The sequence below is a fragment of the Brevundimonas sp. Br13 genome (assembly GCF_055391505.1).
This window is the reverse complement of the sequence record NZ_AP044008.1, coordinates 1,820,659-1,845,486: the sequence shown is the minus strand read 5'-3', so window position 1 is coordinate 1,845,486 and position 24,828 is coordinate 1,820,659. Positions and strand designations below refer to the sequence as shown.

At 67.2% G+C, this 24,828-nt stretch carries 32 protein-coding genes; 21 read left to right on the top strand and 11 right to left on the bottom strand.

Features of this window, described 5'->3' with window-relative positions:
- Positions 1–56 precede the first annotated feature (56 nt).
- The gene (gene pdxH, locus ACZ5M6_RS09055; RefSeq protein ID WP_054765448.1) at positions 57–731 is read right to left on the bottom strand and encodes a pyridoxamine 5'-phosphate oxidase; all 675 of its coding nucleotides are present in this window, start codon (positions 729–731) and stop codon (positions 57–59) included.
- Positions 732–850: 119 nt separating this feature from the next.
- Here pdxH and ACZ5M6_RS09050 point away from each other — a divergent pair, with 119 nt between their 5' ends.
- The 4 genes from ACZ5M6_RS09050 (at position 851) to ACZ5M6_RS09035 (ending at position 3,681) form a co-directional block, all read left to right on the top strand.
- Positions 851–1,582, top strand: a complete 732-nt coding sequence (locus tag ACZ5M6_RS09050) for a DnaJ C-terminal domain-containing protein (RefSeq protein ID WP_464158235.1) — start codon at positions 851–853, stop codon at positions 1,580–1,582.
- 70 nt (positions 1,583–1,652) lie between these two features.
- Positions 1,653–2,738 carry a chorismate synthase gene (gene aroC, locus ACZ5M6_RS09045; RefSeq protein ID WP_464158234.1) on the top strand — a complete coding sequence of 362 codons (1,086 nt, stop codon included), beginning with the start codon at positions 1,653–1,655 and terminating at the stop codon, positions 2,736–2,738.
- Positions 2,735–3,151, top strand: coding sequence for a GNAT family acetyltransferase (locus tag ACZ5M6_RS09040; RefSeq protein WP_464158232.1), 417 nt, complete (start codon positions 2,735–2,737; stop codon positions 3,149–3,151). The genes aroC and ACZ5M6_RS09040 overlap by 4 nt, the downstream gene beginning before the upstream one ends.
- 188 nt (positions 3,152–3,339) lie before the next feature.
- Complete coding sequence (locus ACZ5M6_RS09035; RefSeq protein ID WP_191555491.1) at positions 3,340–3,681, top strand: VOC family protein; 342 nt, start codon at positions 3,340–3,342, stop codon at positions 3,679–3,681.
- A gap of 10 nt (positions 3,682–3,691) precedes the next feature.
- Here the strand turns inward: ACZ5M6_RS09035 and ACZ5M6_RS09030 are convergent, their stop codons facing one another.
- From ACZ5M6_RS09030 to thiE, 3 genes are all read right to left on the bottom strand, one after another.
- Complete coding sequence (locus tag ACZ5M6_RS09030; protein WP_464158230.1) at positions 3,692–4,498, bottom strand: hypothetical protein; 807 nt, start codon at positions 4,496–4,498, stop codon at positions 3,692–3,694.
- Between the two features lie 42 nt (positions 4,499–4,540).
- On the bottom strand, positions 4,541–6,208 hold the full coding sequence (locus tag ACZ5M6_RS09025) for a sensor histidine kinase (protein ID WP_464158228.1): 1,668 nt from the start codon (positions 6,206–6,208) through the stop codon (positions 4,541–4,543).
- Between the two features lie 77 nt (positions 6,209–6,285).
- Entirely contained in the window at positions 6,286–6,939 is a 654-nt protein-coding gene (gene thiE, locus ACZ5M6_RS09020; RefSeq protein ID WP_464158227.1) for a thiamine phosphate synthase, read from the bottom strand.
- 127 nt (positions 6,940–7,066) lie between these two features.
- Here thiE and ACZ5M6_RS09015 point away from each other — a divergent pair, with 127 nt between their 5' ends.
- Entirely contained in the window at positions 7,067–7,252 is a 186-nt protein-coding gene (locus tag ACZ5M6_RS09015; RefSeq protein WP_152951097.1) for a (2Fe-2S)-binding protein, read from the top strand.
- A gap of 142 nt (positions 7,253–7,394) precedes the next feature.
- A complete protein-coding gene (gene bfr / locus ACZ5M6_RS09010; RefSeq protein ID WP_054765438.1) occupies positions 7,395–7,895 on the top strand; it encodes a bacterioferritin in 501 nt (166 codons plus the stop codon).
- 140 nt (positions 7,896–8,035) lie between these two features.
- Here the strand turns inward: bfr and ACZ5M6_RS09005 are convergent, their stop codons facing one another.
- Together ACZ5M6_RS09005 and ACZ5M6_RS09000 are read right to left on the bottom strand one after the other, a co-directional pair.
- Positions 8,036–8,761: an ABC transporter permease gene (locus tag ACZ5M6_RS09005; protein WP_464158225.1), complete on the bottom strand. Its 726-nt coding sequence runs from the start codon at positions 8,759–8,761 to the stop codon at positions 8,036–8,038.
- Positions 8,761–9,696: an ABC transporter ATP-binding protein gene (locus ACZ5M6_RS09000; RefSeq protein WP_464158223.1), complete on the bottom strand. Its 936-nt coding sequence runs from the start codon at positions 9,694–9,696 to the stop codon at positions 8,761–8,763. Before ACZ5M6_RS09000 ends, ACZ5M6_RS09005 begins: the two co-directional genes overlap by 1 nt.
- Before the next feature lie 96 nt (positions 9,697–9,792).
- On the opposite strand from ACZ5M6_RS09000, the gene ACZ5M6_RS08995 reads away from it, so the two are divergent.
- From ACZ5M6_RS08995 to ACZ5M6_RS08970, 6 genes are all read left to right on the top strand, one after another.
- Positions 9,793–10,278 (top strand): hypothetical protein, encoded by a 486-nt coding sequence (locus tag ACZ5M6_RS08995; RefSeq protein ID WP_054765435.1) that lies wholly within the window; start codon positions 9,793–9,795, stop codon positions 10,276–10,278.
- Positions 10,279–10,521 carry a helix-turn-helix domain-containing protein gene (locus ACZ5M6_RS08990; RefSeq protein ID WP_054765434.1) on the top strand — a complete coding sequence of 81 codons (243 nt, stop codon included), beginning with the start codon at positions 10,279–10,281 and terminating at the stop codon, positions 10,519–10,521.
- A 54-nt stretch (positions 10,522–10,575) separates the two neighbouring features.
- Positions 10,576–11,133, top strand: coding sequence for a tryptophan-rich sensory protein (locus ACZ5M6_RS08985; RefSeq protein ID WP_152949927.1), 558 nt, complete (start codon positions 10,576–10,578; stop codon positions 11,131–11,133).
- A 101-nt stretch (positions 11,134–11,234) separates the two neighbouring features.
- Positions 11,235–11,801: an elongation factor P gene (gene efp / locus ACZ5M6_RS08980; protein WP_054765432.1), complete on the top strand. Its 567-nt coding sequence runs from the start codon at positions 11,235–11,237 to the stop codon at positions 11,799–11,801.
- A gap of 184 nt (positions 11,802–11,985) precedes the next feature.
- Positions 11,986–12,792, top strand: coding sequence for an inositol monophosphatase family protein (locus ACZ5M6_RS08975; protein WP_464158219.1), 807 nt, complete (start codon positions 11,986–11,988; stop codon positions 12,790–12,792).
- A 233-nt stretch (positions 12,793–13,025) separates the two neighbouring features.
- Positions 13,026–14,066 (top strand): glycerophosphodiester phosphodiesterase, encoded by a 1,041-nt coding sequence (locus tag ACZ5M6_RS08970; protein ID WP_464158218.1) that lies wholly within the window; start codon positions 13,026–13,028, stop codon positions 14,064–14,066.
- A 20-nt stretch (positions 14,067–14,086) separates the two neighbouring features.
- Here the strand turns inward: ACZ5M6_RS08970 and ACZ5M6_RS08965 are convergent, their stop codons facing one another.
- The gene (locus ACZ5M6_RS08965) at positions 14,087–15,970 is read right to left on the bottom strand and encodes an ABC transporter transmembrane domain-containing protein (protein WP_191558344.1); all 1,884 of its coding nucleotides are present in this window, start codon (positions 15,968–15,970) and stop codon (positions 14,087–14,089) included.
- 138 nt (positions 15,971–16,108) lie between these two features.
- On the opposite strand from ACZ5M6_RS08965, the gene rpmE reads away from it, so the two are divergent.
- Positions 16,109–16,333, top strand: coding sequence for a 50S ribosomal protein L31 (rpmE, locus tag ACZ5M6_RS08960; protein ID WP_054765428.1), 225 nt, complete (start codon positions 16,109–16,111; stop codon positions 16,331–16,333).
- A 167-nt stretch (positions 16,334–16,500) separates the two neighbouring features.
- Positions 16,501–18,063, top strand: a complete 1,563-nt coding sequence (locus ACZ5M6_RS08955) for a L,D-transpeptidase family protein (RefSeq protein WP_464158215.1) — start codon at positions 16,501–16,503, stop codon at positions 18,061–18,063.
- An 18-nt stretch (positions 18,064–18,081) separates the two neighbouring features.
- Here ACZ5M6_RS08955 and rcdA read toward each other — a convergent pair whose 3' ends face one another.
- Both rcdA and ACZ5M6_RS08945 read right to left on the bottom strand, forming a co-directional pair.
- Complete coding sequence (gene rcdA / locus ACZ5M6_RS08950; RefSeq protein ID WP_224761396.1) at positions 18,082–18,597, bottom strand: protease adaptor protein RcdA; 516 nt, start codon at positions 18,595–18,597, stop codon at positions 18,082–18,084.
- A 104-nt stretch (positions 18,598–18,701) separates the two neighbouring features.
- Positions 18,702–18,905 (bottom strand): DUF1192 domain-containing protein, encoded by a 204-nt coding sequence (locus ACZ5M6_RS08945; RefSeq protein ID WP_182713930.1) that lies wholly within the window; start codon positions 18,903–18,905, stop codon positions 18,702–18,704.
- Between the two features lie 89 nt (positions 18,906–18,994).
- Between ACZ5M6_RS08945 and ACZ5M6_RS08940 the strand changes: the two genes are divergently transcribed.
- Positions 18,995–19,966: an NAD(P)H-quinone oxidoreductase gene (locus ACZ5M6_RS08940; RefSeq protein WP_464158213.1), complete on the top strand. Its 972-nt coding sequence runs from the start codon at positions 18,995–18,997 to the stop codon at positions 19,964–19,966.
- A 6-nt stretch (positions 19,967–19,972) separates the two neighbouring features.
- On the opposite strand, the gene ACZ5M6_RS08935 is transcribed toward ACZ5M6_RS08940, so the two are convergent.
- Positions 19,973–20,608, bottom strand: coding sequence for a beta/gamma crystallin-related protein (locus ACZ5M6_RS08935; RefSeq protein ID WP_464158211.1), 636 nt, complete (start codon positions 20,606–20,608; stop codon positions 19,973–19,975).
- Positions 20,609–20,829: 221 nt separating this feature from the next.
- On the opposite strand from ACZ5M6_RS08935, the gene ACZ5M6_RS08930 reads away from it, so the two are divergent.
- Complete coding sequence (locus ACZ5M6_RS08930; RefSeq protein WP_054765423.1) at positions 20,830–21,498, top strand: DUF1013 domain-containing protein; 669 nt, start codon at positions 20,830–20,832, stop codon at positions 21,496–21,498.
- A gap of 167 nt (positions 21,499–21,665) precedes the next feature.
- Here the strand turns inward: ACZ5M6_RS08930 and ACZ5M6_RS08925 are convergent, their stop codons facing one another.
- Entirely contained in the window at positions 21,666–21,839 is a 174-nt protein-coding gene (locus ACZ5M6_RS08925) for a YdcH family protein (protein ID WP_054765422.1), read from the bottom strand.
- 115 nt (positions 21,840–21,954) lie between these two features.
- Between ACZ5M6_RS08925 and ACZ5M6_RS08920 the strand changes: the two genes are divergently transcribed.
- The 5 genes from ACZ5M6_RS08920 (at position 21,955) to ACZ5M6_RS08900 (ending at position 24,799) form a co-directional block, all read left to right on the top strand.
- Entirely contained in the window at positions 21,955–22,554 is a 600-nt protein-coding gene (locus ACZ5M6_RS08920) for a UbiX family flavin prenyltransferase (RefSeq protein ID WP_464158209.1), read from the top strand.
- Positions 22,551–23,048, top strand: a complete 498-nt coding sequence (locus tag ACZ5M6_RS08915) for a TIGR02444 family protein (protein WP_287106359.1) — start codon at positions 22,551–22,553, stop codon at positions 23,046–23,048. The genes ACZ5M6_RS08920 and ACZ5M6_RS08915 overlap by 4 nt, the downstream gene beginning before the upstream one ends.
- A 48-nt stretch (positions 23,049–23,096) precedes the next feature.
- On the top strand, positions 23,097–23,321 hold the full coding sequence (locus ACZ5M6_RS08910) for a YdcH family protein (protein ID WP_054765420.1): 225 nt from the start codon (positions 23,097–23,099) through the stop codon (positions 23,319–23,321).
- Positions 23,322–23,388: 67 nt separating this feature from the next.
- Positions 23,389–24,009 (top strand): SAM-dependent methyltransferase, encoded by a 621-nt coding sequence (locus ACZ5M6_RS08905; RefSeq protein ID WP_182713926.1) that lies wholly within the window; start codon positions 23,389–23,391, stop codon positions 24,007–24,009.
- A gap of 157 nt (positions 24,010–24,166) precedes the next feature.
- Positions 24,167–24,799: a M23 family metallopeptidase gene (locus tag ACZ5M6_RS08900; protein WP_333897472.1), complete on the top strand. Its 633-nt coding sequence runs from the start codon at positions 24,167–24,169 to the stop codon at positions 24,797–24,799.
- The last annotated feature ends 29 nt before the right edge of the window (positions 24,800–24,828 follow it).

Genomic DNA, 24,828 nt, shown 5'->3' with positions numbered 1-24,828 from the left:
ACGCGCGCGCCCGTGCAAATATCCCTGTGCGAACCGATTCAGTCCCGCAGAACGACCTAGGGCCAAAGGCGCTGTCGCAGCCAGGCGTCGCCGTCGCGGGTGAAGCGCAGCCGGTCATGCAGGCGGAACGGCCGGTCGCGCCAGAATTCGACGACATGGGGCGTCACCCGCCAGCCGCTCCACCGCTCAGGACGCGGCACATCCAGGTCCTCAAAACGCGCAGTCTCGCGGGCGACGGCCGCCTCCAGGGTCTGGCGATCGTCCAGCGGTCGCGACTGGTCCGAGGCCCAGGCGCCGATGCGGCTCTCGCGGGCCCGGCTGGCGAAATAGTCGTCGGCCTCCTGAGGCGTCACCGGTTCGACTGAGCCTCGCACCCGCACCTGACGGCGCAGCGACTTCCAGTGAAAGGTCAAGGCGGCGACCGGCCGCGCCGCCAGTTCGACGCCCTTGGCGCTTTCGCGGTTCGAATAGAAGGTGAAGCCGCGCGCATCGACGTCCTTCAACAACACGATCCGCGCGTCCGGCATGCCGTCGGCGTCCACGGTGGACAGGGTCATGGCGTTGGAATCATTGACCTCATGCGCGCGCGCCTCAGCGAGCCACTCGATGAAGGGACCGATCGGTTCGGTGCGGTCGAACAGGCTTTCGTCGCCGTTGGCGGCCAGGGCGGCGGCGTAGTCGCGAGCGTATTCCTCTCGCGACGGACTGGGCGGGATCACTGGTGCGGTCATGCGCAGGATTTAGACTGTGAAGGAGCCGATGAAAATGATCGGGATCAAATCCCCCCTCCCCGCCGTCCAGATCAAGCTGGTTAACCCGGCGTTGACCCTAAGGCGCGAACGGTAGCGAAATGAGCCCTTCTCATTTCCGATCAGACGCCGATGCGGTTCGAGACGCCCTTTCCACCTTGGGGCTTCAGGACGCCGCCGACGCTGAATCGCTGAAGGCGGCCTTCCGCGCGGCGGTCAAGGCGGCGCGCCCGGACCAGCCTGGCGGAGACGCCGATCGGTTTCGCAGAGTCATCGCCGCCTATCGCCTGGTCCAGGCCTACAGGCCCGGCGACGCCGCGCCGAGGACGCCGGACCGCCCCGCCGCCCCGCCTGTGCTCAGCCTCAGCCCCTTGCAGGCGGTCGCGGGCGCCAAGATTGATCTGCGGCTGGGTGCGCGCACGATCCGGGTCGCGGCGCCGCCGGGCCTTCGAACCGGAGAGACGCTGCGGCTGCGCGGCGGGGCGGCCGACGGGGCGGACCTTCTCCTGGCGGTGCTGATCCGCCCCCAGGACGGCCTGTCGGTCCTGGGCGACGATCTGTTCATGAGTTGGCCGACGCCTCAGCGCCTGTTGCAGGAAGGCGGTCGGGTCGAGATCGACACCCACGCTGGAACACGCTCCGCCTGGATCACGCCGGACCGTGCGGCGCCGGTCCGCATTCGGCTGAAAAACCTGGGCCTGCCGGCCCGCGGGTCACGCTCCGCAGGCCATCTGTTCGTCACCTTGACGCCGTCGTCCGACACGCGGTCCCCGGCCGAAGACCTGCTGGCGCAGTTCACCCGGGCCTGGACGCCGGAACGGCTGGCGGCCTGAGGCCGCAAAGCGCTTCGCGAACCCGGCGTGACGGTTTCGCCGGCCGCCGTCATGCTCTAAGCGTCGCCCTATGTCGCACAACACCTTCGGCCATCTGTTTCGCGTGACCACCTGGGGCGAAAGCCACGGCCCAGCCATCGGCTGCGTCGTGGACGGCTGCCCGCCGCTGATCCCTCTGACCGAGGCCGATCTTCAGCCTTGGCTTGACCAGAGAAAGCCCGGCGGTTCGCGCTTCGTGACCCAGAGGCGCGAAAGCGACACCGCGCAGATTCTGTCGGGCGTGTTCGACGACGGCGAGGGCCCGGTCACGACCGGCACGCCCATCTCGATCCTGATCCAAAACGAGGACCAGAGATCCAAGGACTATGGCGAGATCGCGCGGGCCTATCGTCCCGGCCATGCCGACTTCACCTATCAGACCAAATACGGCGTCCGCGATCCGCGCGGCGGCGGGCGCTCGTCGGCGCGCGAGACGGCCAGCCGGGTGGCGGCGGGGGCTGTGGCGCGCAAGGTGCTGGGCGACGGCGTGAAAATCCGGGCCGGCGTGGTGCAGATCGGGCCGCACCGGATCGCACCGGACGCCATTGATTTCGACGCCGTGCACGGCAACCCGCTGTTCGCCGCCTCCAGCGCGGTCGTAGCGGAATGGGAGGCCTATCTGGACGCGGTCCGCAAGGCCGGCTCGTCCATCGGCGCCGTTGTCGCCCTGGAGGTGACGGGCGTCCCCGCCGGCTGGGGCGCGCCGCTCTACGGCAAGCTGGATTCCGAACTGGCCGCCGCCCTGATGTCGATCAACGCCGCCAAGGGGGTGGAGATCGGCGCCGGCTTTGGAGCGGCGGAACTGTCGGGCGAGGACAACGCCGACCAGATGCGGCTGGACCTGAACAAACAGCCGGTCTTCCTGTCGAACCATGCGGGCGGGGTGCTGGGCGGCATCTCCACGGGGCAGCCCGTCACGGCGCGGGTGGCGTTCAAGCCTACCTCCTCGATCCTGACGCCGCGCCAGACCATCACGCGCGACGGCGAAGAGACGGATCTGCGAACCAAGGGCCGCCATGACCCTTGCGTCGCCCTGCGCGCCGTCCCGGTGGTGGAGGCTATGGCCGCCTGCGTGCTGGCCGACGCCTTCCTGCGGCACCGCGCCCAGGTCGGATGACGCACATCCGACCCATCCGCGAAGGGGAAGACGAGGCGGTCGTCGCACTTTGGACAGCGTGCGGCCTGACGCGCCCGTGGAACGACCCAGTTGCGGACCTGAACCTGGCGAAGGGCGGCGCGACCTCCGCCGTTCTGGTCGCGGCGGACGACGCGGGGATAGGCGGGACCATCATGGTGGGCTTCGACGGCCATCGCGGCTGGGTCTATTATCTGGCGGTCGACCCTGGGCGTCGCCGCATCGGCTTGGGGCGCAGCCTGATGGCGGCGGCGCAAGACTGGCTGATCGTTAGAGGCGCCCCCAAACTTCAGCTCATGGTCCGCAGCGATAACGAAGCGGCTATGGGCTTTTATCAGCGACTGGGCCTGGAGCGGCAGGAGGTGATCGTACTCGGCCGCAGGCTGGACGGCTGACAGGCGTCGCCGTTCGCTCTGTCCTTCGGCTTCTCGTCCTGCCGCATGAGCGCCATCAGGCCGGTTAGACCCGTCGTCATCACGATCATCGCCGAATCCTGCAATTGCGAACCGTTTGCAGGTTTGCGCACATCTGAGCGGCGTGCAAGACAGGTTCGTCGGTGGCGCCGCACTCCAGGAGATCAACCGTGCGTGAAGACGGAAAGCTGGACTACCTCGAACTGCCCGCTGCAAACCTGCCCAGGACCAAGCAATTCTACAGTGAGGCCTTCGGCTGGACCTTTGTCGATTACGGTCCGACCTACGCCGCCTTTGACCAAGGATTGGACGGCGGTTTCGACGCCGACGAGGCGGAACGAACGAAGACGCCTCTACCCGTTCTCTACGCGAACGACCTGGAGGCCATGCAGGCCAAGGTCGAGACGGCCGGCGGCGTGATCCTAAAGTCGATCTACGCCTTTCCGGGCGGTCGTCGCTTCCACTTCGCCGATCCTGCGGGAACGGAGATGGCGGTCTGGTCGGAAAACTGACGCCAAGACGTCAGCGGGCGTCCACCGACTGCGCAATTCTCTCGGCCAAGTCGCGGTCGGCGCCATCCACACTCGCCACCCAAATATGGATTTCCTGGGGCGCGGACGACCGCTGGAACAGGTGCTCAAGCGCCTGACGTCGCCCGCCTTCGCTGACCACGACGGAGGCGCGCCCTCCGGCCCGCACCACCTCGCCGTCGTAGATCGGGAATTGCGACGCCGGACCCGCATAGATCATGACGAGGGGAAGCCCCCCGGCGCCCCGAACCGAATAGACGGCGGCGTCGGCGCCTGCCGGGGCGCGGGTCAGGATCAGGCCCTGGGGCAGCTCAAGGGTAAAGGGCAAGGCGGCGATGGCGGCGGCGTCCAGACCTGACACTCCCCCGGGGTTCGCCGACGGCGCGGCGCTGGTCGCCGAAGAGGTCGGCGCGGCGGGCGGCGTGACGGCGGGCGTCGTCGCGGGCGTGGGCCGTGGTGAGGGCGTGATCGCCGGCCGCGCCGCCGGAGAGGTCGGCGCCGCAGCCGAGGGCTCGGCTCGGGTCGCAGCGGACGTTGCGGAGGGCGTCGCGGGCGCGGGCGCGGCGGCCGGCGTGCGCCCCGCCGGCAGGCTGTTGAGGTCGCGCGTCACAGACGACGCCCCCGCCTGAACCGGCGCCGCACCGGTTTGAGAAGAGGTCGCCGGCGGCTGGGGTTGAGACGCGATCGTCGGTTTGAAGGGCGGACCGCTGTTCAAATCCCGCGTCAGATCCGACGGCGAGCGCGCGGATGACGCCTCCTGGCCGGACAGAAGCGTGACGATGAGAGCGAGAGCGAGCATGACGCGACCATTACGCGCCGCAGACCGAACCGCAAGAGTTGGTCAGACGCGCGGCAGCTCGATCCAGAAGGTCGCGCCCTCGCCCGGCGCCGACACCACGCCTATGGCGCCGCCTTGAAGCTCAACCAGCCGCTTGGCCAGGGCCAGGCCGACGCCGTGGCCTTCCACGCTGGATCGTTCCAGCCCCAGACGGTTGAAGGGCTCAAACAGCTGCGCCTGCTTCTCCTCGGACAGGCCGGGGCCGAAGTCCGACACCTCGATGCGAACGCAATCCTCCTGCGGGATCGCTCGCAGGATCACGCCGCCGCCCGCACCGCCGTATTTGAGCGCATTGACCGCCAGATTGGTCACGACCTGAACCAGTCGTTGGGAGTCCGCCACTGCCACCGCATGGCCGTCCTCGCAGACGACGGTGATCTCCACGCCCTGGGCCTCGGGCAACAGCACCGCACTGCGGCGGACGTCATCGAGCACGCCGACCACGTCGGTCGGGCGCAGTTCGACCTTGACTGAGCCGGATTCGGCGCGCGCCACGTCCAGCAGATCGTGCGCCAGGGCCTCGACCTGCCGGGCCGTCTTGACCAGCATGTCCGCCATCTCCGCCTGTTTCGGCGTCACCGGGCCCAGTTGCCCGCTTGACCAGAGTTGGCCGATGCCGATGACGCCCGCGACCGGGCTTTTGATCTCGTGCGCGACATTGGCCAGCAGGCGAGACTTGGCTTCGGAAGTCATTTCGGCCCGAACCTGTCCCAGACGCGCTCGCTCGGCCAGCCGATCTCGTTCCTCCAGAAGGGCGGCCACCAGAAGGGTCGGCATATAGCCGATCAGAACCAGCAGCTGCGCCATCATCACCTGTTCGGCGCGCTCCATTCCGGTGACATAGGGGCCGGCGCCGGCCATGGCGCTGCCCACCGCCAGGATCGAGACGAGCAGAAGGCTGAAGGCCGAGCCCGCCACGCCCAGACGCACCGCCACCGCCAGCAGCAGCGGCGTCATTATGAAGCCCATGGACATCTGTCCGGTGAAGCCGATGTAGTAGAAGGCCAGAATGGCGGCCATCAGGCCCGCCGCCTCAAATCGCGTCTGCGAGCGGTTCAGGCGGGTCAGGGTGGAACGGGTCAATGAAAGCCCCAGAGCCCCGATCACCGCAATGCCGAGGGTATGGCCGAACCACCAGGTCTTGAAACTCTCCATCGACGCCTCTTGACCCAGAAAGGCCAAGCCGAACGCCGCCGTCAGGCCCGCTGGGATAGGGGCGATCAGGGCGCACAACAGAAAGCGGACCGCGCTGTCCAGGCTTAGAACATGCAGGCTCGGCAAAACCCGGCGCACCAGAAACACGGCCGCAGCGATCTCGATCATGTCGGCCGTGGTGAACAGCAAGGACAGGGCCGGGCTGTTGCCCGAGATCAGCTCGCCGATCATGAGGCTGACGGTCAGAACCAGGGCGTAGACCATGTCGTGACGGCGTCCGCTGCCGGTCCTCAGCCAGACCGCAACCGCCACGCCGCTGGCGGCCCACAGGCCGACCATCAGGCCGGAGCTGCGCGCAAAATTGACCGCCACGGCGACCAGCAAGGCCACCGCCACGCCGGTCAAGACAGGCACGACGGGGTGGGCGAACAGATCACTGGCCGCCTTGCTGCGGCCTAGGCCGGCTGCCGACGCAGGGGCTGCGGTTGCGATGTCGAGCGCGCGGCTCATCGTCATGTAACGGGTCTCGGCGAATGGATCCGCCGAAGACTAGACGCCGATCATGCTAAAATACCCTGAAGCAGGGGCGCGGGTCAGAACTTCAACCTTTCGTTGAAAGCCTTGACCGCCGCCGCCGGCCCCTCGGCATAGGACCAGACGCCGCTGCTGACGGCGATGAAATCGGCACCCGCGCGGGCGAGATCCTGGGCCGTGTCCACCGTGATCCCGCCGATGGCGACACAGGGCGCCTCGACCGTTTCCTGCCAGACGGTCAGAAGCTCCAACTCCGGCCGGTGCGTCGTGGTCTTGGTGCCGGTCGGATAGAAGGCGCCGAAGGCGACATAGTCGGCTCCGCCCTCTGCGGCGTCCCAGGCCAGTTCACGGTCGTCGTGACAGGTGACGCCGATCATGGCGTCGGGCCCCATGATCCGCCGAGCCTCGGCCAGAGAAGCGTCCTGCTGGCCGATGTGCACGCCGTCGCATCCGGTCTCCTTAGCAAGATCCGGGCGGTCGTTCAGCAGAACGGCCACGCCGCGGCGACGCGCGACGGGCGCCAGCGCCGCGACCGCCGCCCGGACCGCGGCGTCGTCGGCCGGCTTGAGCCGGATTTGCAGCGCCGCCACGTCGCCCGCGTCCAACGCCTGACCCAACAGGTTCGCAAAGGCGTCCAGATCCGAAATCACCGGCGGGGTGATCAGATAGAGGCGGCAGGGCGGGCGGACGTGAACGGTAGGGGTCTTGGCCATGGCGCTGCTTCCCTCTCCTGCGACCATTCGTCAACGGTTTCAGACGGCGCAGAGCGTGCGAACGACTTGCAATCGCCTTAACCGATGCTATAGCGATCCATTATCAGCCTCGACCGCATGGATCCTCGTGTACGTCTGCAACTGCAACGGTCTGCGTCAAAGAGACGTCGCTCAAGCCATCGAGGCCGGCGCCGGCCGTCCGCGCGACATTTTTGAGCGCCACCAGTGTCAGGCCCAGTGCGCCAAATGCGTCTGTGAGATGCGGCAGATGATCCAGGACAGCCGCGAAGCCTTTGCCCTCGCCGCCGAATAGTCGCCGAAGCCTTCGCGGGCGAAAATCACTCGCACTATCAATGTAGTGATAAAAACTCGCAAATAAACAAACTGGCTTTTACTGTGGTACGGCACGGCCTGACAGACGGCGCAGGGGCCGTCTCCAGAGCAAGGACAGGGCCATGAAGGGCGATCCCGCAATCCTCCGCACGCTGAACGCTGTGCTGACCAACGAACTGACGGCGGTAAATCAGTATTTCCTTCACGCGCGCATGTTCGAGAGCTGGGGCTTGGCCCACCTCGGCCACGTGATCTACGAAGAATCGATCGGCGAGATGAAGCACGCCGACATGCTGATCAAACGCATCCTCTTCCTGGACGGCCTGCCGAATCTGCAGGATCTGCATAAGCTCAAGGTCGGTGAAGATCCGATCGAATGCCTGGGCGCCGACTTGCAGCTGGAGCTGGACAGTCGTGTCGCCACCGCCGCCGCCGTGACCCAGTGCGAAGAGGCCCGCGACTATGTCAGCCGCGACCTGCTGATGAAGATCCTGTCCGACACCGAGGAGCACATCGACTTCCTGGAAAACCAGCACAAGCTGATCGAACTGATGGGCGCACAGAACTATCTGCAGTCGGCCATGAAGGAGATAGTCACCGACAGCGCCGCGACGGGCGGCTGAGGCTCTTAGAGCCTGATCGGTTGAAGTGGAATCGCTTCGCGATTCCGCTGAAGCCGTGAATCAGGCTCCAGATTAAAGCGAGAGCATGATTCACGCTTCTGTCGGAACCGCGAAGCGGTTCCGTCCGAAACGATCATGCTCTAGCGTCCCTCGCGGCGGGCCAGGTGCAGCACCGCCGCCGCGAGCACGACGAGGCCCAGACCGCCGCCCAGCGTCAATGCGGTCTGCACCCGCCACGGCTCGGTCGCCAGGACGTTGACGGGCATCTGCCACGGCATGAACGCCCCTTGCCTGGCGGATGTGGCCACGACGGCGAAGAAGGTCCCTCCTATGCCCAGGGCCAGGCCCGGCACAAAGCTGGCGAAACGGATGGCGGTCCAAAACTGTATGGCGATCATCAGCAGGGCGGCCGCCGCCATCCGCGCCATCGTCCAGGCGTAGCCCGTCAAATCGAGCGCTCCCATAGCCGCGGCCTCCGGCTTGATCAGGCCGCCCAGGGCCACCGCCCCTATGGTCGCGCCCAGCACCGCCGCGCTCATGATCAGCACCAGAGCGATCACGCAGACCGCCTTGGCCGCGTAGAGGGTCCAGCGGGGAACAGGCAGGGCGCGCAGATGATCCCAGCTGCGCGGCCCGTGCTCCATGTGCGCGACCAGGGCGGTCAGGGCCGCGACGCACAGGGGCATCATGAAATAGGCCCAGATCGCCATGCCGCTGCCGATCCACATGTCCCACTCGGACGGCGTCTTGGACCGCAGCTGCATCGAAAAGGCGAAGACGGCGATCAGGGCGGGCGCAGTCGCCGCAAGCACCAGAGCCAGGGAGCGGTTCAGCTTTCGGACTTCGACGGACAGGACGGTCAGCATCAGACGGGCTCCGAAACAGGTGTTGGGGAGACGGCGGAGGCGGCGCGATAGACGCTCTCCAACGAACGGGCGCGGGCGCCGATAGAGAAGACGGCTACGCCGGCCGCAACCAGATCGCGGTTCAAAGCCGCGCAGACCTGGTCATGATCGTCGCCGGGACGCAGCTGCGCCACCAGCCCATCGGCGTCGTCGCTCAGGGTCAGGTCTCGCGAACGCAAGACGGCGCGGGCGCGTGTCGGGTCATCGACACGCAGCCCGATCTCTGGCGCCAGTTCGGCCTTAAGCCGGGCCAGTTCGCCCTCGACCACCAGCCGACCCTGATGGATTACGCCGACATGGGTGGCGGTCTGTTCGATCTCGCCGAGCAGGTGGCTGGACAGCAGGACCGTCGCCCCCGCGCGGATCGGCAGTTCCCGCAGGAAATGACGCATGTCGGCGATGCCGTCGGGGTCCAACCCGTTCGTCGGTTCGTCCAGCATGAGCACCGGCGGGGACCCCAGCAGGGCGCGGGCGATGCCGAGCCTCTGGCGCATGCCCAGGGAGTAGTCGCCGACGCGCCGTCCGCCGTCGCGCGTCATATCGACGACGTCCAGCACGCGATCGACCTCAGTCGTCGCCAGGCCCAGAAGTCGCCGGGTCAGGTCCAGATTCTCTCGTCCCGACAGATGGCCATAGAAGCCGTGCGCCTCCAGCAGGGCCCCGATCTTGCGGGCCGCGCCTCTGCGGTCCTTGACGACATCGACGCCGCAAACCCGAGCCACGCCCGATGAGGGCCGCAGCAGGCCGGTCAGCATCTTCATCGTCGTGGTCTTGCCAGCGCCGTTGCGGCCCAGGACGCCATAGACCGAATGATCCGGCACGGTCATGGACACGCCGTCCACCGCCCGACGATCCCCGAAAAGACGGGTCAGTCCCTCAGTCTCTATAGCCGCCATGCCCAACCCAATCTTTAACTCTTAGATAAAGTTGCGGCCCTCGGATTTTTAAGTCAAGATTAAAAACAAGACAGGTTTCAACTCGGAACAAGACCCATGACCGCTGACAACCTCGCCCGCTTTCGGCTGATGTGCCGGCAGTTCCGCGCGCTTGCGATCTTCATGGTCGTCAGCGTCGGCGGCTTGCTGGCCCTGGCGCCGGTCGCCTTCTTCCTGGCGCAGGGAGATCGCCCGGTCCGGCTGCTGGTTGAACAAGTCCTTTGGGCCCTGCCCGCCCTATTCTACCTTTTCGCCGTCTGGTCGATCGGGTCGGCGATGGGGCAGTTGGCGAAGGGGCGTTTGATCCAGCCGACCTTATCGTCCGCCCTGCGTCGCGTGGGGTTGGCGCTTGGCCTTGGCGGAGTGCTCAGCGTCTTTGGCGTCACCAACCTGATGCGGCTGTTGGGTCTTACCCAGGGCGGCTTCGCCTATTTCGACATCGCCGGCATGACTCTGGGCATGATCGGCGGCGCCCTGTTCCTGTTGGGGCGCGTCATCGACCACGCCGGCCGAATACAGGCCGAGATGGACGAGATGATCTGAATGCCGGTTCGCGTCACCCTGAATGATCTGATGGTTCGCAAGGGCCTGAAGGCGCGCGACGTCGCCGCCCAGGTGGGCCTCAGCGAGACCCAGTTCTCGCTGTTTCGATCCGGCAAGGTGAAGGGCATAAGGTTCAGCACTCTGGCGCGGCTGTGCGCGGTGCTGGAGTGCCGCCCCGGCGACCTGCTGGACTATGATTTCGATCCGCGCGAGACGGAACCGGTCGAACCGGACGAGGTCTGACGGAACCGGCGCCCCGTCCGCCCATTAGATTTTCCTGACAAGCGGGAGCGGACCATGACGGATATCGACGACGCCATCGACGACGTGCGCGACGCGGCCGTGGATCTGTTGAACAGCGAGGGGCGGAGCGCGGCGCATGTCGCGGTTGGGGTGGCGCTGACGGTGGGGTTTGCTCTGCTGGCGACGGGCATAGCGTCAGGCGCATTCACCCCCAAACGAAAGCTGAAACATGTGCGCGACGGCGATCTGCCCATTACGGAGAAGCCGCGCGGCGCCTTCAGCCTGATCCTGCCGGCGGTGTTTTCGGCCACGACCCTGTCGGCGGTGCGGGTCTGGAATGCGCCGCATCGGCCCGAAAGGACGCGCGCCATGGGGCTTTGGGTCGCCGCCCAGACGGTCAACGCGGTCTGGCTGGGGTTGCGCCCCTCGTCGATGTGGAAACAGGTGGCGGCCGCCATGTCGTCAGCCGGTCTCGCGGCGGCCTTCGCCCATGAGGCCCGCAAACTGGACGAGGGCGCCGGCAAGATGGCCGCCCCGACAGGCGGCGGCGTTCGGATGGGCAACTTCCTTCATCGGAAAGCCGATCAGATGAACGAGCGGACCCTCCACTAGGTCCGCCTTGCCCTTTTCGGGGGCTTCCTCTAGGGATCGCGCCCTATTCGCCACGCTCCAACCTGGGCGCGCGGGCGCAACCCCATTCCCGATGTGACCCCATGAAGATCAACGGCAACGCCATCAAGCCCGGCATGGTCCTGCAACACAACGGCGGCCTGTGGGTCGTCACCAAGGCCAGCCACGTCAAGCCCGGCAAGGGCGGCGCCTTCGCCAACGTCGAAGCCAAGAACCTCGAGACCGGCAACAAGCTGAACGAACGCTTCCGCTCGGAAGACAAGGTCGAACGCGTCACCCTGGAGCAGAAGGACTTCTCCTATCTGTTCGACAACGGCGACAGCCTGGTCTTCATGGACGACGCCACCTACGAGCAGATCGAGCTGCAGAAGGACTGGGTCGGCGACGAGCGCATCCCCTATCTGCAAGAGGGCATGAAGGTCGTCATCGAGATGCACGAAGAGCGTCCGATCGGCCTGGAGCTGCCGGATCAGGTGGTTCTGGAAGTCGCCGAGACCGAGCCGACCGTGAAAGGCCAGACCGCCTCGTCCTCCTACAAGCCCGCCATCGCCTCGAACGGCGTGCGGATCATGATCCCCCCCTATATGTCGGCCGGCGAGAAGATCGTCGTCGACACGACCAGCGGCGAATACGTCCGCCGCGCGGACTGAACTCCGACAGGTGCTGGTGAATAGTGCTGGTGAGCAGAGGGGCCGGCGCGCCAAGGCGCTCCGCACGACTTCCGCTCACCTTCTGCTCACCAGCACTTCCCAACGCCTTCCGCGTCCCCCTCGAACTTCTCCGCATCTCCGGCCTAAGCGGCTTTAGAGGACATGCGGACCAGGAGATCCCACAATGGCCCTCGCCTCCGCCCTGCTTCAGGTCATGACCGACGCGGTCCGCAAGACCGCCCGCCCCATGCTTCGCGACTTCGGCGAGGTGTCCCAGTTGCAGGTGTCGCGCAAGGGGCCGGGGGACTTTGTCACCGCCGCCGACCTGAAGGCGGAAGAGACCCTGTTCGAACTGCTGACCAAGGCCCGCCCCGGCTACGGCTTCCTGGGCGAGGAGCGGGGCATGGTCGAGGGGACCGACAAGTCCCACACCTGGATCGTCGATCCGATCGACGGCACGACCAACTTCATGCACGCCCTGCCCCATTTCGCCATAACGGTGGGCCTGGAGCGGCGCGCCCCGGACGGGTCCAGCGAGATCGTCGCCGGGGTGACCTACAATCCCGTCATGAATGAGCTGTTCTGGGCCGAGAAGGGCAAGGGCTGCTATCTGAACGATCAGCGGATTCGCGTCTCCGGGCGTCGCGACCTGTCGGAAAGCCTGATCGCCACCGGCCTGCCCTTCATCGGCAAGTCGGGTCACGCCCAGGCGATCAAGGACATCCACGCCGTGGGCCAGCGCGTCGCCGGCATCCGACGTCTGGGCTCGGCCGCCCTGGATTTCGCCTGGGTCGCCGCCGGCCGGTACGACGCCTACTATGAGCGCAATCTGAAGCCCTGGGACGTGGCGGCGGGCATACTGTTCGTCACCGAGGCCGGGGGCCGGGTCACGACCATCGACAACGACGGCGACCCGAAGACGGGGGCGTCGGTGCTGGCGTCCAATACCGAGCTGCACCCGCAACTGCGCAAGGTGTTGCAGGCATCCTGAGGCTCGCTTCTGTCTCTTCCCCGCTTGCGGGGAAGTGGCGCGGCGCTTCTTCAGCGCCGTGACGAAGGGGCTCTTGCCGCATCACCAGCGGCCGGTGGGGCGTCAAGAACCCCTCCACCGGCGTAGCTTGTTCTCGGGCTCGCCTTCCGCGAGACCCGGGGGCGGTCTCCCTCCCCACTGCGTGGGGAGTAGACATTCATATCCTTGTCGCGCGGCGCCCCTATCCAGGGGGCATGATCCGCGCCATCGTCACCGCCCTCGCCCTCCTTGTCGGAACGCCGGCCATGGCCCAGCCGCTGATCATCGCCCATCGCGGCGCCTCGGGCGAACGCCCCGAGCATACGCGGGCGGCCTATGAACTGGCGATCCAGCAGGGCGCGGACGTGATCGAGCCGGATCTGGTGCTATCCAAGGACGGGGTCTTCATCGACCGGCACGAGAACGAGATCAGCGGAACGACCGATGTCGCCGAACGGCCGGAGTTTGCGGATCGCAAGACCACCAAGACCATCGACGGGACCGAGGTCACGGGCTGGTTCACCGAGGACTTCACCCTGGCCGAGCTGAAGACGCTGCGGGCCAAGGAACGGCTGCCCGCTTTCCGGCCCGGCAGCGCCGCCTATGACGGGCGCGAGCCCATCCTGACCTTCGACGAGGTGGTCGCCATTGCGCGCGAGGCCTCGGCCCGGACGGGCCGGACCATAGCGGTGGCGCCCGAGTTGAAACACCCGACCTATTTCGCCGGCATCGGCCTGCCGATGGAGGACGCCTTTGTGGCCGAGCTGAGACGACTGGACCTGACCGGCGCCGACGCCCCGATCATCATCCAGTGTTTCGAGGTCGGGCCGCTGGAGCGGCTGTCGAGGCGGATCGACGCGCCCCTGGCCCAGTTGATCGCGTCCGAGGGCGGGCCCGTGGATCGGCCGGACCTGACCTATGCCCAGATGATCACGCCGGAAGGGCTGAAGGCCATGGCCGCCTATGCCGACTGGGCGGCGCCGGACATGACCCTGGTCCTGCCGCGAAACGCGGACGGGCGGACGATCGGGCCGAGCGCCCTGGTCGCCGACGCCCACGCCGCAGGGCTGAAGGTGGTGATCTGGACTCTGAGGGCCGAGAACGCCTTCCTGCCGGCCGAGCGGCGCCGGGGCGAAGGCTTTGCCGAGCACGGCGACATGGCCGGCTACGCCGCCGCCTTCGCCGAGGCGGGGGTGGACGCCGTCTTCACCGACTTTCCGGCCCTGGCGCGATCAGGACGCTCTGCGAATCCTTGATCCAATGAAGGCCCTTCGGCTCAATCCGCCCGGAACTGAAGCTCGGCCAAGCGGGCGTAGAGGCCGCCCTGGGCGACCAGCTGGGCGTGGGTCCCCTCCTCCACCACACGGCCGTCATCCATGACGACGATGCGGTCGGCGCGCAGGACGGTGGCGAGGCGGTGGGCGATGACCAGGGTGGTGCGTTCGGTCATGGCCTGATCCAGGGCCGCCTGGACCAGCCGTTCGCTTTCGGCGTCGAGCGCGCTCGTCGCCTCGTCCAGCAGCAGGATGGGGGCGTCGCGGACCAGGGCCCGGGCGATGGCCAGACGCTGGCGCTGACCGCCCGACAGGCTCTTGCCGCGTTCGCCCAGTGGGGTGTCGAAGCCTTCCGGCAGGGCGTCGATGAAGCCCAGGGCCTGAGCCTTTTCAGCGACGGCGCGGGCCTCTTCCAGGGTGGCGGTCTCGCGGCCGAAGCGAATGTTCTCCAAGGCCGAGCCTGAAAACAGCGGCGTCTCCTGCGACACCCAGGCGAAGCGATTGCGAACCTCGACCGGATCGGCCTGGCGCACGTCCACCCCGTCGACCGAGACCAGACCGGTCTGCGGATCATAGAAGCGCAGCAGCAGGCGGAAGACGGTGGACTTGCCCGCGCCGGAGGGACCGACCAGAGCCACGGTCTCGCCGGGACGGACGGTCAGGCTGAACCCCTTCAGGGCCGGAAGATCGGGCCGGCCGGGATAGGCGAAATCGACGGCCGACATGGAGACCTCGCCGCGCGGCGGGGTGGGCAGGGCGACGGGCCGGGCCGGGGCGGCGATGTCGGGCGTGGCCCGCATCAGCTCCTCGATCCGCTCCATGGCGCCGGCGGCCTTCTGCACATCGCCCCAGCTTTCGCCGAGCGCGCCCACGGCCCCGGCGGCGAAGACCGACAGGAGGACGAATTGAAGAAGGGCGCCGGGCGTCATCTGACCGGCCACCACATCGCGCGCGCCCAGCCACAGGACCAGAGTCACGCCGCCGAACATGACGACGATGATCAGGGCCGTCATCCAGGCCCGCGCCCGCATCCGCTTCAGAGAGGCGTCGAAGGCGTCTTCCACCGCCGCGCCGAAGCGGGCGATGGCGCTGTGTTCGCGCCCGAAGGCCTGGACCGTCTCGACGGCGTCCACGCTTTCACCGGCGAAGCCGACGGCGCCGGCGAACCGGTCCTGGGAGGCGACGGTCAGCTTGCGGACCCGGCGGCCGAAAATGAAGATCGGCCCCAGCAGGAACGGCACGATCAACAGGACCAGGCCGGTCAGTTTCGGACTGACGAAGAACAGCAGCACCACCCCGCCGATCAGGGTCAGGAAGTTCCGCAGCGCATAGGAGACCGAGGTGGTCATCAGGGTCTCGACCAGGGCGATGTCCGTGGTCAGGCGCGACAGCACCTCGCCGGTCCGCATATGGGCGTAGAAGGAAGGGTCCAGCGTCAGGATGCGGCCGAACAGCCCCTTTCGGACGTCGGCGATGACCCGCTCGCCCGTCCGGGTGACGTAGAAATAGCGGGCGGCGGTCGCGAGCCCCAGGAACAGGGCGTTGGCCCCCAGCAGCAGGAACCAAAGGTTCAGGCGCGCGCCGCCGTCTTCAAATCCGTGGTCGATGGCCCCTCGGGCCAGGGCCGTCAGCCCCAGGGAGGCGGTGGTGGACAAGAGCAGCCAGAAGACCGCCATGAGGGCGTGGCCCTTGTGCCGAAGCGCATAGGGAATCAGCCGGGCCAGGGGCCGGATGTCCCGGCGTTTCGCGCGCTTCTCGCCCGCTTCAGACATCTGTTCGGCCAGGACAGCGCCGGCGCTGGGCCGCCCGTCCAGGCTGGCCGCGCCGGCGGCGCGCCCCGCAGGAAGACTGGCGGAGCGGGCGGAGGCGGCGGATTGATCAGTCATTGCGACCGCCTCTTGCCCCGGAACGCCCCCCGGTGTAAACGCCGCCCCTCATTCCCGCCGGATTTTCTGGCGGGTTTCTCATTTCATGCGCAGCGACGGTCGGCATCGTCATCGCGCCCAGAGACCGGACGACGACCCATGAAGGCGGACACCCACCCCGACTATCACTTCATCACTGTGGTGATGACCGACGGCACGACCTATCAGACCCGTTCGACCTACGGGAAGGAAGGCGACAAGCTGGCCCTCGACATCGACCCGACGACGCACCCGGCCTGGACCGGCGGCAACGCCCAGCTGATGGACCGCGGCGGCCGCGTTTCGCGCTTCAACAACAAGTTCGCCGGCTTCATCAAGAAGTAAGCGCGTCCTGGCTGCGACACATTGCGGCAATCACGTCACGAAGAGCGCCGGTCCGATGGCCGGCGCTTTTTGTTTGCCTGGAACGTCGATAACATGGACGGCGTTCAAATCAGCAAGAACAAGGGCGTCGGTTCACGGGGATCGGGCCATCGAGAAGCGGACGGGTTATGAATAGACGGGAACTGGGTTTGGGCGTCGCAACGGCGACGATCGCCCTCGCCTCCGCTGCGCGGGCGCAACAGGTTTCCATCCAGCGCCCTGCGGCGGCCACCGCCTTCTACAACAGTTTCAACGATCAGATTTCGCGCCTGTCGGAAACCCAGCAACCGGACGTTCGCGCCTTTTATGAGATGAACGGCTGGCGGCCGGTATGGACCGGCGAACGGATGCGCGCCCTGAACGCCGTCGCCGCCCGGGCCGAACGCCATGGCCTGTCGGCGGGCGACTATTTCGACTTCGTGGGCCTAGCCGCCGATCCTGCTTCAGCCGATCTGCGCACGACGGCGGCGGCCCTGGCCTATGGCCGCGTCCTGGCCGAGGGCAAGGTGCGGCCCGAGACGGTCGAGGATCTGTGGGAAATGCAGAAAAACCGCGTGGACCTGCCGCGCGGCCTCAGCGACGCCTTGGCCCGCAACATCCTGCTGGACTGGTTCGAGGGTCTGGCGCCGACCGACATCGGCTATCAGAACCTGTCGGCCGGCTATGTGCGCTATCGCCGACTGGCCGCCGGCGGCGGCTGGCCCGCCTTCCCGGCCGGTCCGACGATTGAACCCAACATGAGCGACCGCCGCATCCCCGCCCTGATCGACCGGCTGACGGCCGAGGGCGATCTGACGGCGGCACAGGGCGCGCGGCTGAAGGCCCAGGGCCTGACTTACGGCGCCGAGCTGCAACAGGCGGTCCAGGGCTTTCAGACGCGGCACGGCCTGGGCGCAGACGGCCGCATCGGAACGGGCACCCAGCGCTCCCTCTCAGCCTCGGCCGAGGACCGGGCGCGTCAGATCGCCCTGAACCTGGAACGCCGCCGCTGGCTGAAGCGCGACGTTGCGCCAGAGCGGATCGAGGTCAACACCGCCGCCGCCATCATGGTCTATTGGAAAGACGGCAAGCCGGTGCACTCCAACCGGGTGGTGGTCGGCTCGGCCGAGAACCAGACGCCCAGCCTGGAGAAGCCCTTCGCCTCGGTCGTCGCCAATCCGCCCTGGTACGTGCCCGCCGGCATCGCACGGCGCGAAATCCTGCCCAAGGGCCCCGGCTATCTGGCGGCCAACGACATGTATGTGGCCAACGGAACGGTGATCCAGCGCGCCGGGCCGAAGTCGGCCCTGGGCTATGTGAAGTTCGAGCTGCGCGACAGCTACGCCATCTTCCTGCACGACACCCCGTCCAAGGCCGCCTTCAACCTGTCCATGCGCCAGCGCAGCCATGGCTGCGTGCGGGTGCAGAACGCCGTGGAATTCGCCCGGCTGCTGCTGTCGCCCGATCCCGCCAAGCTGGCCGAGTTCGACACGGCCCAGGAGACGCGTGAGACCACTCGGGTGACCACCGGGCGCGAAATCACGGTGCGGCTGCTGTACTGGACCGCCTTCGTGGACGGTCAGGGACGGGTCGCCTTCCGCGAGGACGTCTATGGCCGCGACGACAAGCTGGCCCAGGCCCTGGGGATCGCCGTCAGCCTGCCTCGGCCGATCGACGACGGGCGTCGCGACGCCGACGATGTCGGGCCGTAAGTTCGGGCTTTAGAGGCGTCAGCCCTTGAAGGCGGCTTCCAGCAGGCCCAACTGGCTGAGGACCGGATTCTGCGGCTGTTCCTCAGGCGCCTCCAGATACATGCGGCGGTCGAGATAGAGGGCGCGGTCGAACAGTTTTTCCGACCGGACCAGATATTCGACCAGGGCGATCGGCAGTTCCGCGTGGCTGGGCTGGCTCTCGATCTTGCGGTCGTTCAGACGATAGCGCGGCTCGCAGGCGGTCTCGGCCGTCATGTCGTTCTCGCGTACGGCCCGCTGCACCAGCAGCCAGGAGGCGATCTGCATCAGGCGCGTGGTCAGCTTCATGCTTTCGGCCGCATAGGCCAGGGCGGCCGAGCGGGACAGCATCTTGGAATCGCGACGTCCCTCTCCGTCCAGATAGGCCGCCGTCTCCTCCACCAGTTCCATGCCTTCGCGGAAGGTGCGGTCGAACAGTTCGGAACGGGTGAAATCCTGCACCTTGCGAGCGCGTTCGGCCCGGGCGGCCATGTCTTGATCGTCGCTCAGGGTCATGGGGGACATCATCATGAAGGTTAGGCCTGTTCCGACTTGGGGCCACAAACGGCCTGGGCCGAAGGGTTTGCAACCGTCATGCCACGGATTTGAGACGCGGGCGATCAGGGTCTAAAACTGAACAGGGCGTCGGCGGCGCTTTTCTTGGCCTGTTTCTTCTCGATCGCTGTCTGGGCGCGACTGATTTCGGCCGTCAGTGCGCCGATCCGCTCCTGCAGGTCTTCAATGGAATAGGGGTCCAGATCCTCGCGCTCAAGAGTGGTCAGGGCCTCTCCACGCCGCGGGCGAGGCTCGAAATCGTCGAACATGGTCGTCGCCTTTCTGCGCCTGTCATGGCCGAAGTCGGCCGGAACCCCTATCTGAACGCGCGGACAGCGACGAATGCAAGCGAGGCGACATGCGGCTTATCCAGATCGAGGGCGGTTCGGGTCCGGCTGAGGCGCTGAAGATCGCCGAACAGGCTGATCCGACGCCTGGCCCCGGCGAGGTGTTGATCCAGGTGCGCGCGGCCGGAATCAACCGGCCCGACCTGCTGCAGCGGCGGGGCGGCTATCCGCCCCCGCCCGGCGCCTCCCCTGTCCTGGGACTGGAGGTCGCGGGAGAAATCGCGGCCCTGGGCGAAGGCGTGAGCCAGTGGCGCCGGGGCGACCGGGTCTGCGCCCTGCTGGTCGGCGGAGGCTATGCCGAACAGGCGGTGGTGGACGCCCGCCACGTTCTGCCGATCCCGGAGGACCTGTCCTTCGTTCAGGCGGCCGCCCTGCCCGAGACCGTCTTCACCGTCTTCGCCAATGTGTTCGAGGCGGGCGGGCTGAAGGCGGGCCAGACGCTGCTGATCCACGGGGCGACGAGCGGGATCGGGGTGACGGCGATCCAAATGGCCAAGGCGGCGGGCGCTGCGGTGATCGCCACCTCGCGCGGGGCGGACAAGGCGAAGGCGGCCCAGGCTTTGGGCGCCGATGTCAGCCTGGACGCCCGATCCGACGACCTGGCGGCCGCGATCGCCGAAGCGGGCGGCGTCGATGTGCTGCTGGACATGGTGGGCCGCGACTACGCCGAACTGAACCTGAAGGCGTTGAAGCCCGGCGGTCGCTGGGTGGTCATCGCATCCCTGTCCGGATCGGTGGTCGAAATCGACCTGATGCGGATCATGCTGAAGCGGCTGGTCCTGACGGGATCGACCCTTCGGAGCCGATCGGCCGATGAGAAGGCCCGGCTGACCGCCGCCGTTAAGGCGACGGTCTGGCCCTGGGTCGCCTCCGGTGCGGTGCAACCGCCGGTGCAGGCTGTCTATCCGTTGGACAAGGCCGCCGAGGCGCATGGCGCGCTGGAGGCCGGCGATCACATCGGCAAGTTCGTGCTGACGCCTTAACCGCCGTCAGCGATCCCAGCGCCCGCCGCCCCGCACCGGCCGCATCGAGGAGATGCGGTCGTTGAAGCCGTCGCTCAGGAAGCGGACGTCGCCTTCGACGATGCGGCAGCGCCCCCGGAACTCGGCGTCGGTGCAGACCTCCCATCGGCCGCGAACGCGCATGGAGCTGATCCGGTCGTTGAAGGGGGTGCGGCCCAGGTTGCGGTCCTCATCGACGAACTCGCGCGAGGCGCCGCGGAAGTTGGCGTTTTCATAGACGGTGATGGAGGTCCGGCCCCATCCCCCGTTCCAGCCGCCGCCCGAGCCGCCGCCCCAGCCCCCGCCATTGTCGTCGCCGCCGTTCCATCCGCCATTCCCACCGGGATAGTCGGGACGACGATCTTCATAGTCCCCCCGCTCGCGGCCGCAGACCAGAAGCCCGTCCTGGTTGGAAATCTCTTCGTCGCCGCACCGGGCCAGTTCGATCGAGGTGCCGCGAACGCGGCCCCGCATGTCGCGGCAGTCGGCGTAGAGCCGTCCGCGGTGGGTGTAGGCCTCGGTGCAGGACCGGCTGTAGCTGCCGCGCGGGGCGACCCGCTGGGCGGTGATGTCCTGGCCGGAAGCCAGGGCGGCGGCCATGGCGGCGCCGAGCAGAATGGACATGGTGGTTCTCCTCTCCCAAAGGCGAAAGCCTCGATTACCGCGAAGGTTGCCGCACCTCGGATGAACCGTGGCTGTACGAGAATGTCGGGCGGCGTTTTCTTTTCAGGCGAATAGGCCTATATCGAAACCATAAGCGCCCGGTCGAAAGGCCGGGCGCCGTCGTATCCAACGCTGGCCGAACCCCCATTCGGCGGCCCCCACCCTACCGGGACGAACGCCCCATGAGCGACATTCTGATGCCCAAGGCCACTGCGGTCTGGCTGGTCGACAACACCTCCCTCAGCTTCGAGCAGATCGCCGACTTCTGCGGTCTGCATCCGCTGGAAGTCCGCGGCATCGCCGACGGCGACGTGGCCCGCGACATCCGCGGCGTCGATCCCGTCACCGGCGGCCAACTGACTCGCGAAGAGCTGGACAAGGCTCAGGCCGACGAAAACTATCGCATGAAGGCGATCGTCAGCCGCCATGCCGAACTGCTGAAGTCGGCCAAGCCTGCGCCGAAATACACCCCTGTGTCGCGTCGTCAGGATCGGCCGGACGCCATCGCCTGGTTCGTGCGCAACCACCCGGAAGTGACCGACGCCCAGATCGCCAAACTGCTGGGCACGACCAAGTCCACGATCGAGAGCGTGCGCAACCGCACCCACTGGAACAGCGCCAACATCAAGCCGGTCGATCCGGTGACCCTGGGCCTGGTCGGTCAGCTGGCCCTGGACGAGATCGTCAAGAAGGCCGCCGACAAGAAGGCCAAGGACGATCTGAAGAACGGCGGCGGCACCATCCTGCCCGTGGCCGAAGAGGTCGAGGAAGAGCCGGAATTCGTTCCCGAAGCCCGCCAGCGTCCCGGCGCCGAGCCGACGGCGGAATCGGTGTTCGGCGCCAAGGATTGATCCGTCCGTCGCGCTCGGGCTTGGCCTGAGGGCCCGGCGCCGTGCGCTGACGTCTTCGCACCAGCGGCGGATCATCCTATCCTCGGGTCAAGCCCGAGGATGACGGGAATAAAAACGGCCCCGGAGAGCGGTCTCCGGGGCCGTCGTCGTCTGAGCGTGCGCGACCCTCAGTGGGCCCGCTGCTCCAGAATGGTGATCTCTTCCTTCAAACGAAGCTTCTTCTGCTTCAATTCCTTGACCTGCAGCGTGTCCACGGACGGATGGTTGAGTTCTCGCTGGATCGTCTGATCCAGCATGCGATGCCGATTACCCAGTTCGCGAATACGAGCCTCGATGGTCATGGCTTGCGCCTCCGTTGGTTAGGGACCAGTAGAGTGAGCGCCCGGTTCGGCAGGCTGTGGAATCACATTCCAGTGACTGCTTTTCGTCCGGACACGACGGAGGCTGGCCCCAAAAATGGTCGATGATGTGAACGGAGCCATACGGACTGCTCCTTATCGGATGGTGGTCGGAATTTCAGGGGCGTCAGGCGCGATCTACGGCGCGCGGACGCTGGACGCGCTGAAGGATTTAGGCGTCGAGACCCATCTGGTGGTGACCAAGGCCGCCCTGCTCACATTGTCGCAGGAGACCGATCTGTCGCCCGAAGACCTGACTGCAAAGGCCTCGGTCGTTCACAAACTGGCTGACGTCGGGGCGACCATCGCCTCGGGCTCCTTCAAGACCTTGGGCATGATCGTGGCCCCCTGCTCGATAAAGACGATGAGCGAGATCGCCACGGGCGTGACCTCGTCGCTTCTGACCCGCGCCGCCGACGTGACGTTGAAGGAGCGCCGGCCGCTGGTGCTGATGGTGCGTGAGACGCCCTTCCATCTGGGCCATCTGCGGACGATGACGGCCCTGGCCGAAATGGGCGCGACCATCGCCCCGCCCCTGCCCGCCCTTTATGCGCGGCCGGAATCGATCCTGGAGATGGTGGACCAGTCGGTGGGGCGGACCCTGGATCTGTTCGGGCTGGGCTGGAGCGCCGTGCGGCGCTGGGACGGGCTGAAGTGACCGCCGTCGAGACGCGCAGCCTGTGGGACTGGGCCGTCGCCGCCTATGGGCGACCCGGCGTCGGCGAGGCCTGCCTGGCCTTGCAGGACAGCCACGACCAGAACGTTCCCCTGCTGCTGTGGTCGGCCTGGGCCGCTGCGGCCGGCCATGAACCCGACGCCGAGACGATCGAGGCGGCCTGCGACATCGCCCGCGCCTGGGACGGGGTCGTGGTGGCGCCGCTGCGCGCCGTTCGCCGCACCCTGAAGGCTCCGGTCCCCGACATCGAGGACGCGCCCCGCCTGGCGGTCCGCGACAAGATCAAGGGGCTGGAGCTGGAGGCGGAACGCCATCTGCTCGCCGCCCTGGAAGCCCTGATCCACGACGCGGACGACCACGCGCCCCGCCCGTCCCCGCGCCCCGCCCTGGCGGCCCTGGTCGCGACGGCGCGGCTCTGGGCGCCGGTGACGCCTCGCCCGGCCTTGCAGCGGCTGGCCGAAACCCTTTCCGCCTGAAGGTCGTCCGATTATGTTGGCTCTACCGACTGCAAGATGGACTGCACGATGAACGACGATGTGCCGGACATCACCGAGGAAGAAGCGGCGCTTCACGCCCGCGTCAAATTGCTGCGCCAGGAGCACGCCGACCTCTCGGCCTCGATCGACGCCCTGTCCGAGGCGGCCGTGCCTGATCAACTGCTGATCGCCAGGCTGAAGCGCAAGAAGCTGGCGCTGAAGGACGAGATCGTCAAAATCGAGGATCAGATCCTGCCGGACATCATCGCCTAAGGCCCAGTGGCTTGGGTTGCGCCGAACGGTCGCAAATGATAGCCATTCGCAGGAATGGAGGCCGATCATGGCGACCTTGAGTGACGGCTGGGACGCCCGCTATGCGGCGACCGCCGACTATGTTTTCGGCACGGCGCCCAGCCAGTTCGTGGTGACGCACGCCGACCGGCTGAAGCCCCGCAGTCGGATTCTGACGCCCGCCGACGGCGAGGGCAGGAACGCCGTCTATCTGGCCCGACTCGGCCACCAGGTGACCGCCACCGACATCTCGCCGGCCGCGCAGGACAAGGCAAAACGCCTGGCCGCCCGCGAGGGGGTCGAGGTGGATTTTCAGATCCAGGACCTCGAGGGGTGGACCTGGCCGGACGCGGCCTATGACGCCGTGGCGGCGGTCTTTATCCAGTTCGCGCCACCCGACTTCCGTGCGGCGATCTTTGAGGGAATGAAGCGGTCGGTGAAGCCGGGCGGCCTGATCCTGTTGCACGGCTATACGCCGCGCCAGCTGGACTACGGCACCGGGGGGCCTTCCCAGGTCGAACAGCTCTACACCCCTGAACTGCTGGAGGCGGCGTTCGGCGATTTCGGGATCGAGCATTTGCGCGCCTATGAGGCCGATCTGGACGAAGGGGCCGGCCACAGGGGCCGTTCGGCCCTGATCGACCTGGTCGCTCGACGCCCGCTGGATTAGGCCCAGCCCCATCCCGGCCCGATCAGGGTCCAAAAGTCGCCCCAGCCTAGGAGCATAAGCGCCGCTTCCAGGAGCATGACGGTTTCGAACGCGCCCGCGCGTGTCGCTCCATGCTCCGGCTCAATCCAGAGCCTGTCCAAGCTGGAGACGCCGCCGAATGCGACGCCTGCTGACCGACGCGCCCCTGGCGCGTTGCAAAAGCCTATTGATCCACGGCGGCCAGACCGCCGCCTTTGCGACCGTGGCCCTGCTGGCCGCCGCCGCCGCCCCCGGCGTGACGCGCGAAACGGCGCCGACAGTTGCGGCCGAGCCCGTCGCCCCGCCGGTGAAGGCTCAGGTCGAAAATGCCGGGCCGGTGATGCGGGAGATCGGGTTTTCCGCCCCCGTGCGCGGCTATGCGATCAACTCCCCCTTCGGCCTGCGCAAGCTGGCGATCGAGGCCCGCGCCCGCGCGCACAAGGGCGTGGACATCGCCGCGCCAAAGGGAACGTCGGTCTTCACCGCTGCAGAGGGTCGGATCGTCCGCACCGGCTATGAGGCCGGGGGCTACGGCGCCTTCATCGAGGTGCGCCATCCGAACGGCCTCAGCACCCTTTACGGCCACCTCAGCCGCATTGATGTGGCCAGCGGCGATCTGGTGACGAGCGGACAGCGAATCGGCCTGGTCGGCTCGACCGGCTATTCGACAGGCCCCCATCTGCATTTCGAAGTGCGCCGCAGCGGCGCCCAGGTGAACCCGGCCAAGATCGTGGGCCGCCATTTCAAGGTGGCGGTCAAGGCGAAGGACTGATCCCGGCGAAAGATTGCCGCGCCCTTCTT

Bases quoted from the DNA above. Each gene is read 5' to 3' on its own strand.
- thiE (WP_464158227.1), bottom strand. From the start codon at position 6,939: ATGGCCAAGACCCCTACCGTTCACGTCCGCCCGCCCTGCCGCCTCTAT.
- rcdA (WP_224761396.1), bottom strand. From the start codon at position 18,597: ATGACCCTGAGCGACGATCAAGACATGGCCGCCCGGGCCGAACGCGCT.
- aroC (WP_464158234.1), top strand. From the start codon at position 1,653: ATGTCGCACAACACCTTCGGCCATCTGTTTCGCGTGACCACCTGGGGC.
- ACZ5M6_RS08900 (WP_333897472.1), top strand. From the start codon at position 24,167: ATGCGACGCCTGCTGACCGACGCGCCCCTGGCGCGTTGCAAAAGCCTA.
- ACZ5M6_RS09050 (WP_464158235.1), top strand. From the start codon at position 851: ATGAGCCCTTCTCATTTCCGATCAGACGCCGATGCGGTTCGAGACGCC.
- ACZ5M6_RS08970 (WP_464158218.1), top strand. From the start codon at position 13,026: ATGATCCGCGCCATCGTCACCGCCCTCGCCCTCCTTGTCGGAACGCCG.
- ACZ5M6_RS09030 (WP_464158230.1), bottom strand. From the start codon at position 4,498: ATGCTCGCTCTCGCTCTCATCGTCACGCTTCTGTCCGGCCAGGAGGCG.
- ACZ5M6_RS08935 (WP_464158211.1), bottom strand. From the start codon at position 20,608: ATGTCCATTCTGCTCGGCGCCGCCATGGCCGCCGCCCTGGCTTCCGGC.
- ACZ5M6_RS08995 (WP_054765435.1), top strand. From the start codon at position 9,793: ATGACCGCTGACAACCTCGCCCGCTTTCGGCTGATGTGCCGGCAGTTC.
- ACZ5M6_RS09040 (WP_464158232.1), top strand. From the start codon at position 2,735: ATGACGCACATCCGACCCATCCGCGAAGGGGAAGACGAGGCGGTCGTC.
- ACZ5M6_RS08905 (WP_182713926.1), top strand. From the start codon at position 23,389: ATGGCGACCTTGAGTGACGGCTGGGACGCCCGCTATGCGGCGACCGCC.
- ACZ5M6_RS08940 (WP_464158213.1), top strand. From the start codon at position 18,995: ATGCGGCTTATCCAGATCGAGGGCGGTTCGGGTCCGGCTGAGGCGCTG.
- ACZ5M6_RS09025 (WP_464158228.1), bottom strand. From the start codon at position 6,208: ATGACGATGAGCCGCGCGCTCGACATCGCAACCGCAGCCCCTGCGTCG.
- ACZ5M6_RS08910 (WP_054765420.1), top strand. From the start codon at position 23,097: ATGAACGACGATGTGCCGGACATCACCGAGGAAGAAGCGGCGCTTCAC.
- ACZ5M6_RS08965 (WP_191558344.1), bottom strand. From the start codon at position 15,970: ATGACTGATCAATCCGCCGCCTCCGCCCGCTCCGCCAGTCTTCCTGCG.
- rpmE (WP_054765428.1), top strand. From the start codon at position 16,109: ATGAAGGCGGACACCCACCCCGACTATCACTTCATCACTGTGGTGATG.
- ACZ5M6_RS08930 (WP_054765423.1), top strand. From the start codon at position 20,830: ATGAGCGACATTCTGATGCCCAAGGCCACTGCGGTCTGGCTGGTCGAC.
- ACZ5M6_RS08945 (WP_182713930.1), bottom strand. From the start codon at position 18,905: ATGTTCGACGATTTCGAGCCTCGCCCGCGGCGTGGAGAGGCCCTGACC.
- ACZ5M6_RS08955 (WP_464158215.1), top strand. From the start codon at position 16,501: ATGAATAGACGGGAACTGGGTTTGGGCGTCGCAACGGCGACGATCGCC.
- ACZ5M6_RS09005 (WP_464158225.1), bottom strand. From the start codon at position 8,761: ATGCTGACCGTCCTGTCCGTCGAAGTCCGAAAGCTGAACCGCTCCCTG.
- ACZ5M6_RS08925 (WP_054765422.1), bottom strand. From the start codon at position 21,839: ATGACCATCGAGGCTCGTATTCGCGAACTGGGTAATCGGCATCGCATG.
- pdxH (WP_054765448.1), bottom strand. From the start codon at position 731: ATGACCGCACCAGTGATCCCGCCCAGTCCGTCGCGAGAGGAATACGCT.
- bfr (WP_054765438.1), top strand. From the start codon at position 7,395: ATGAAGGGCGATCCCGCAATCCTCCGCACGCTGAACGCTGTGCTGACC.
- ACZ5M6_RS09000 (WP_464158223.1), bottom strand. From the start codon at position 9,696: ATGGCGGCTATAGAGACTGAGGGACTGACCCGTCTTTTCGGGGATCGT.
- ACZ5M6_RS08985 (WP_152949927.1), top strand. From the start codon at position 10,576: ATGACGGATATCGACGACGCCATCGACGACGTGCGCGACGCGGCCGTG.
- ACZ5M6_RS08975 (WP_464158219.1), top strand. From the start codon at position 11,986: ATGGCCCTCGCCTCCGCCCTGCTTCAGGTCATGACCGACGCGGTCCGC.
- ACZ5M6_RS08920 (WP_464158209.1), top strand. From the start codon at position 21,955: ATGGTCGATGATGTGAACGGAGCCATACGGACTGCTCCTTATCGGATG.
- efp (WP_054765432.1), top strand. From the start codon at position 11,235: ATGAAGATCAACGGCAACGCCATCAAGCCCGGCATGGTCCTGCAACAC.
- ACZ5M6_RS08990 (WP_054765434.1), top strand. From the start codon at position 10,279: ATGCCGGTTCGCGTCACCCTGAATGATCTGATGGTTCGCAAGGGCCTG.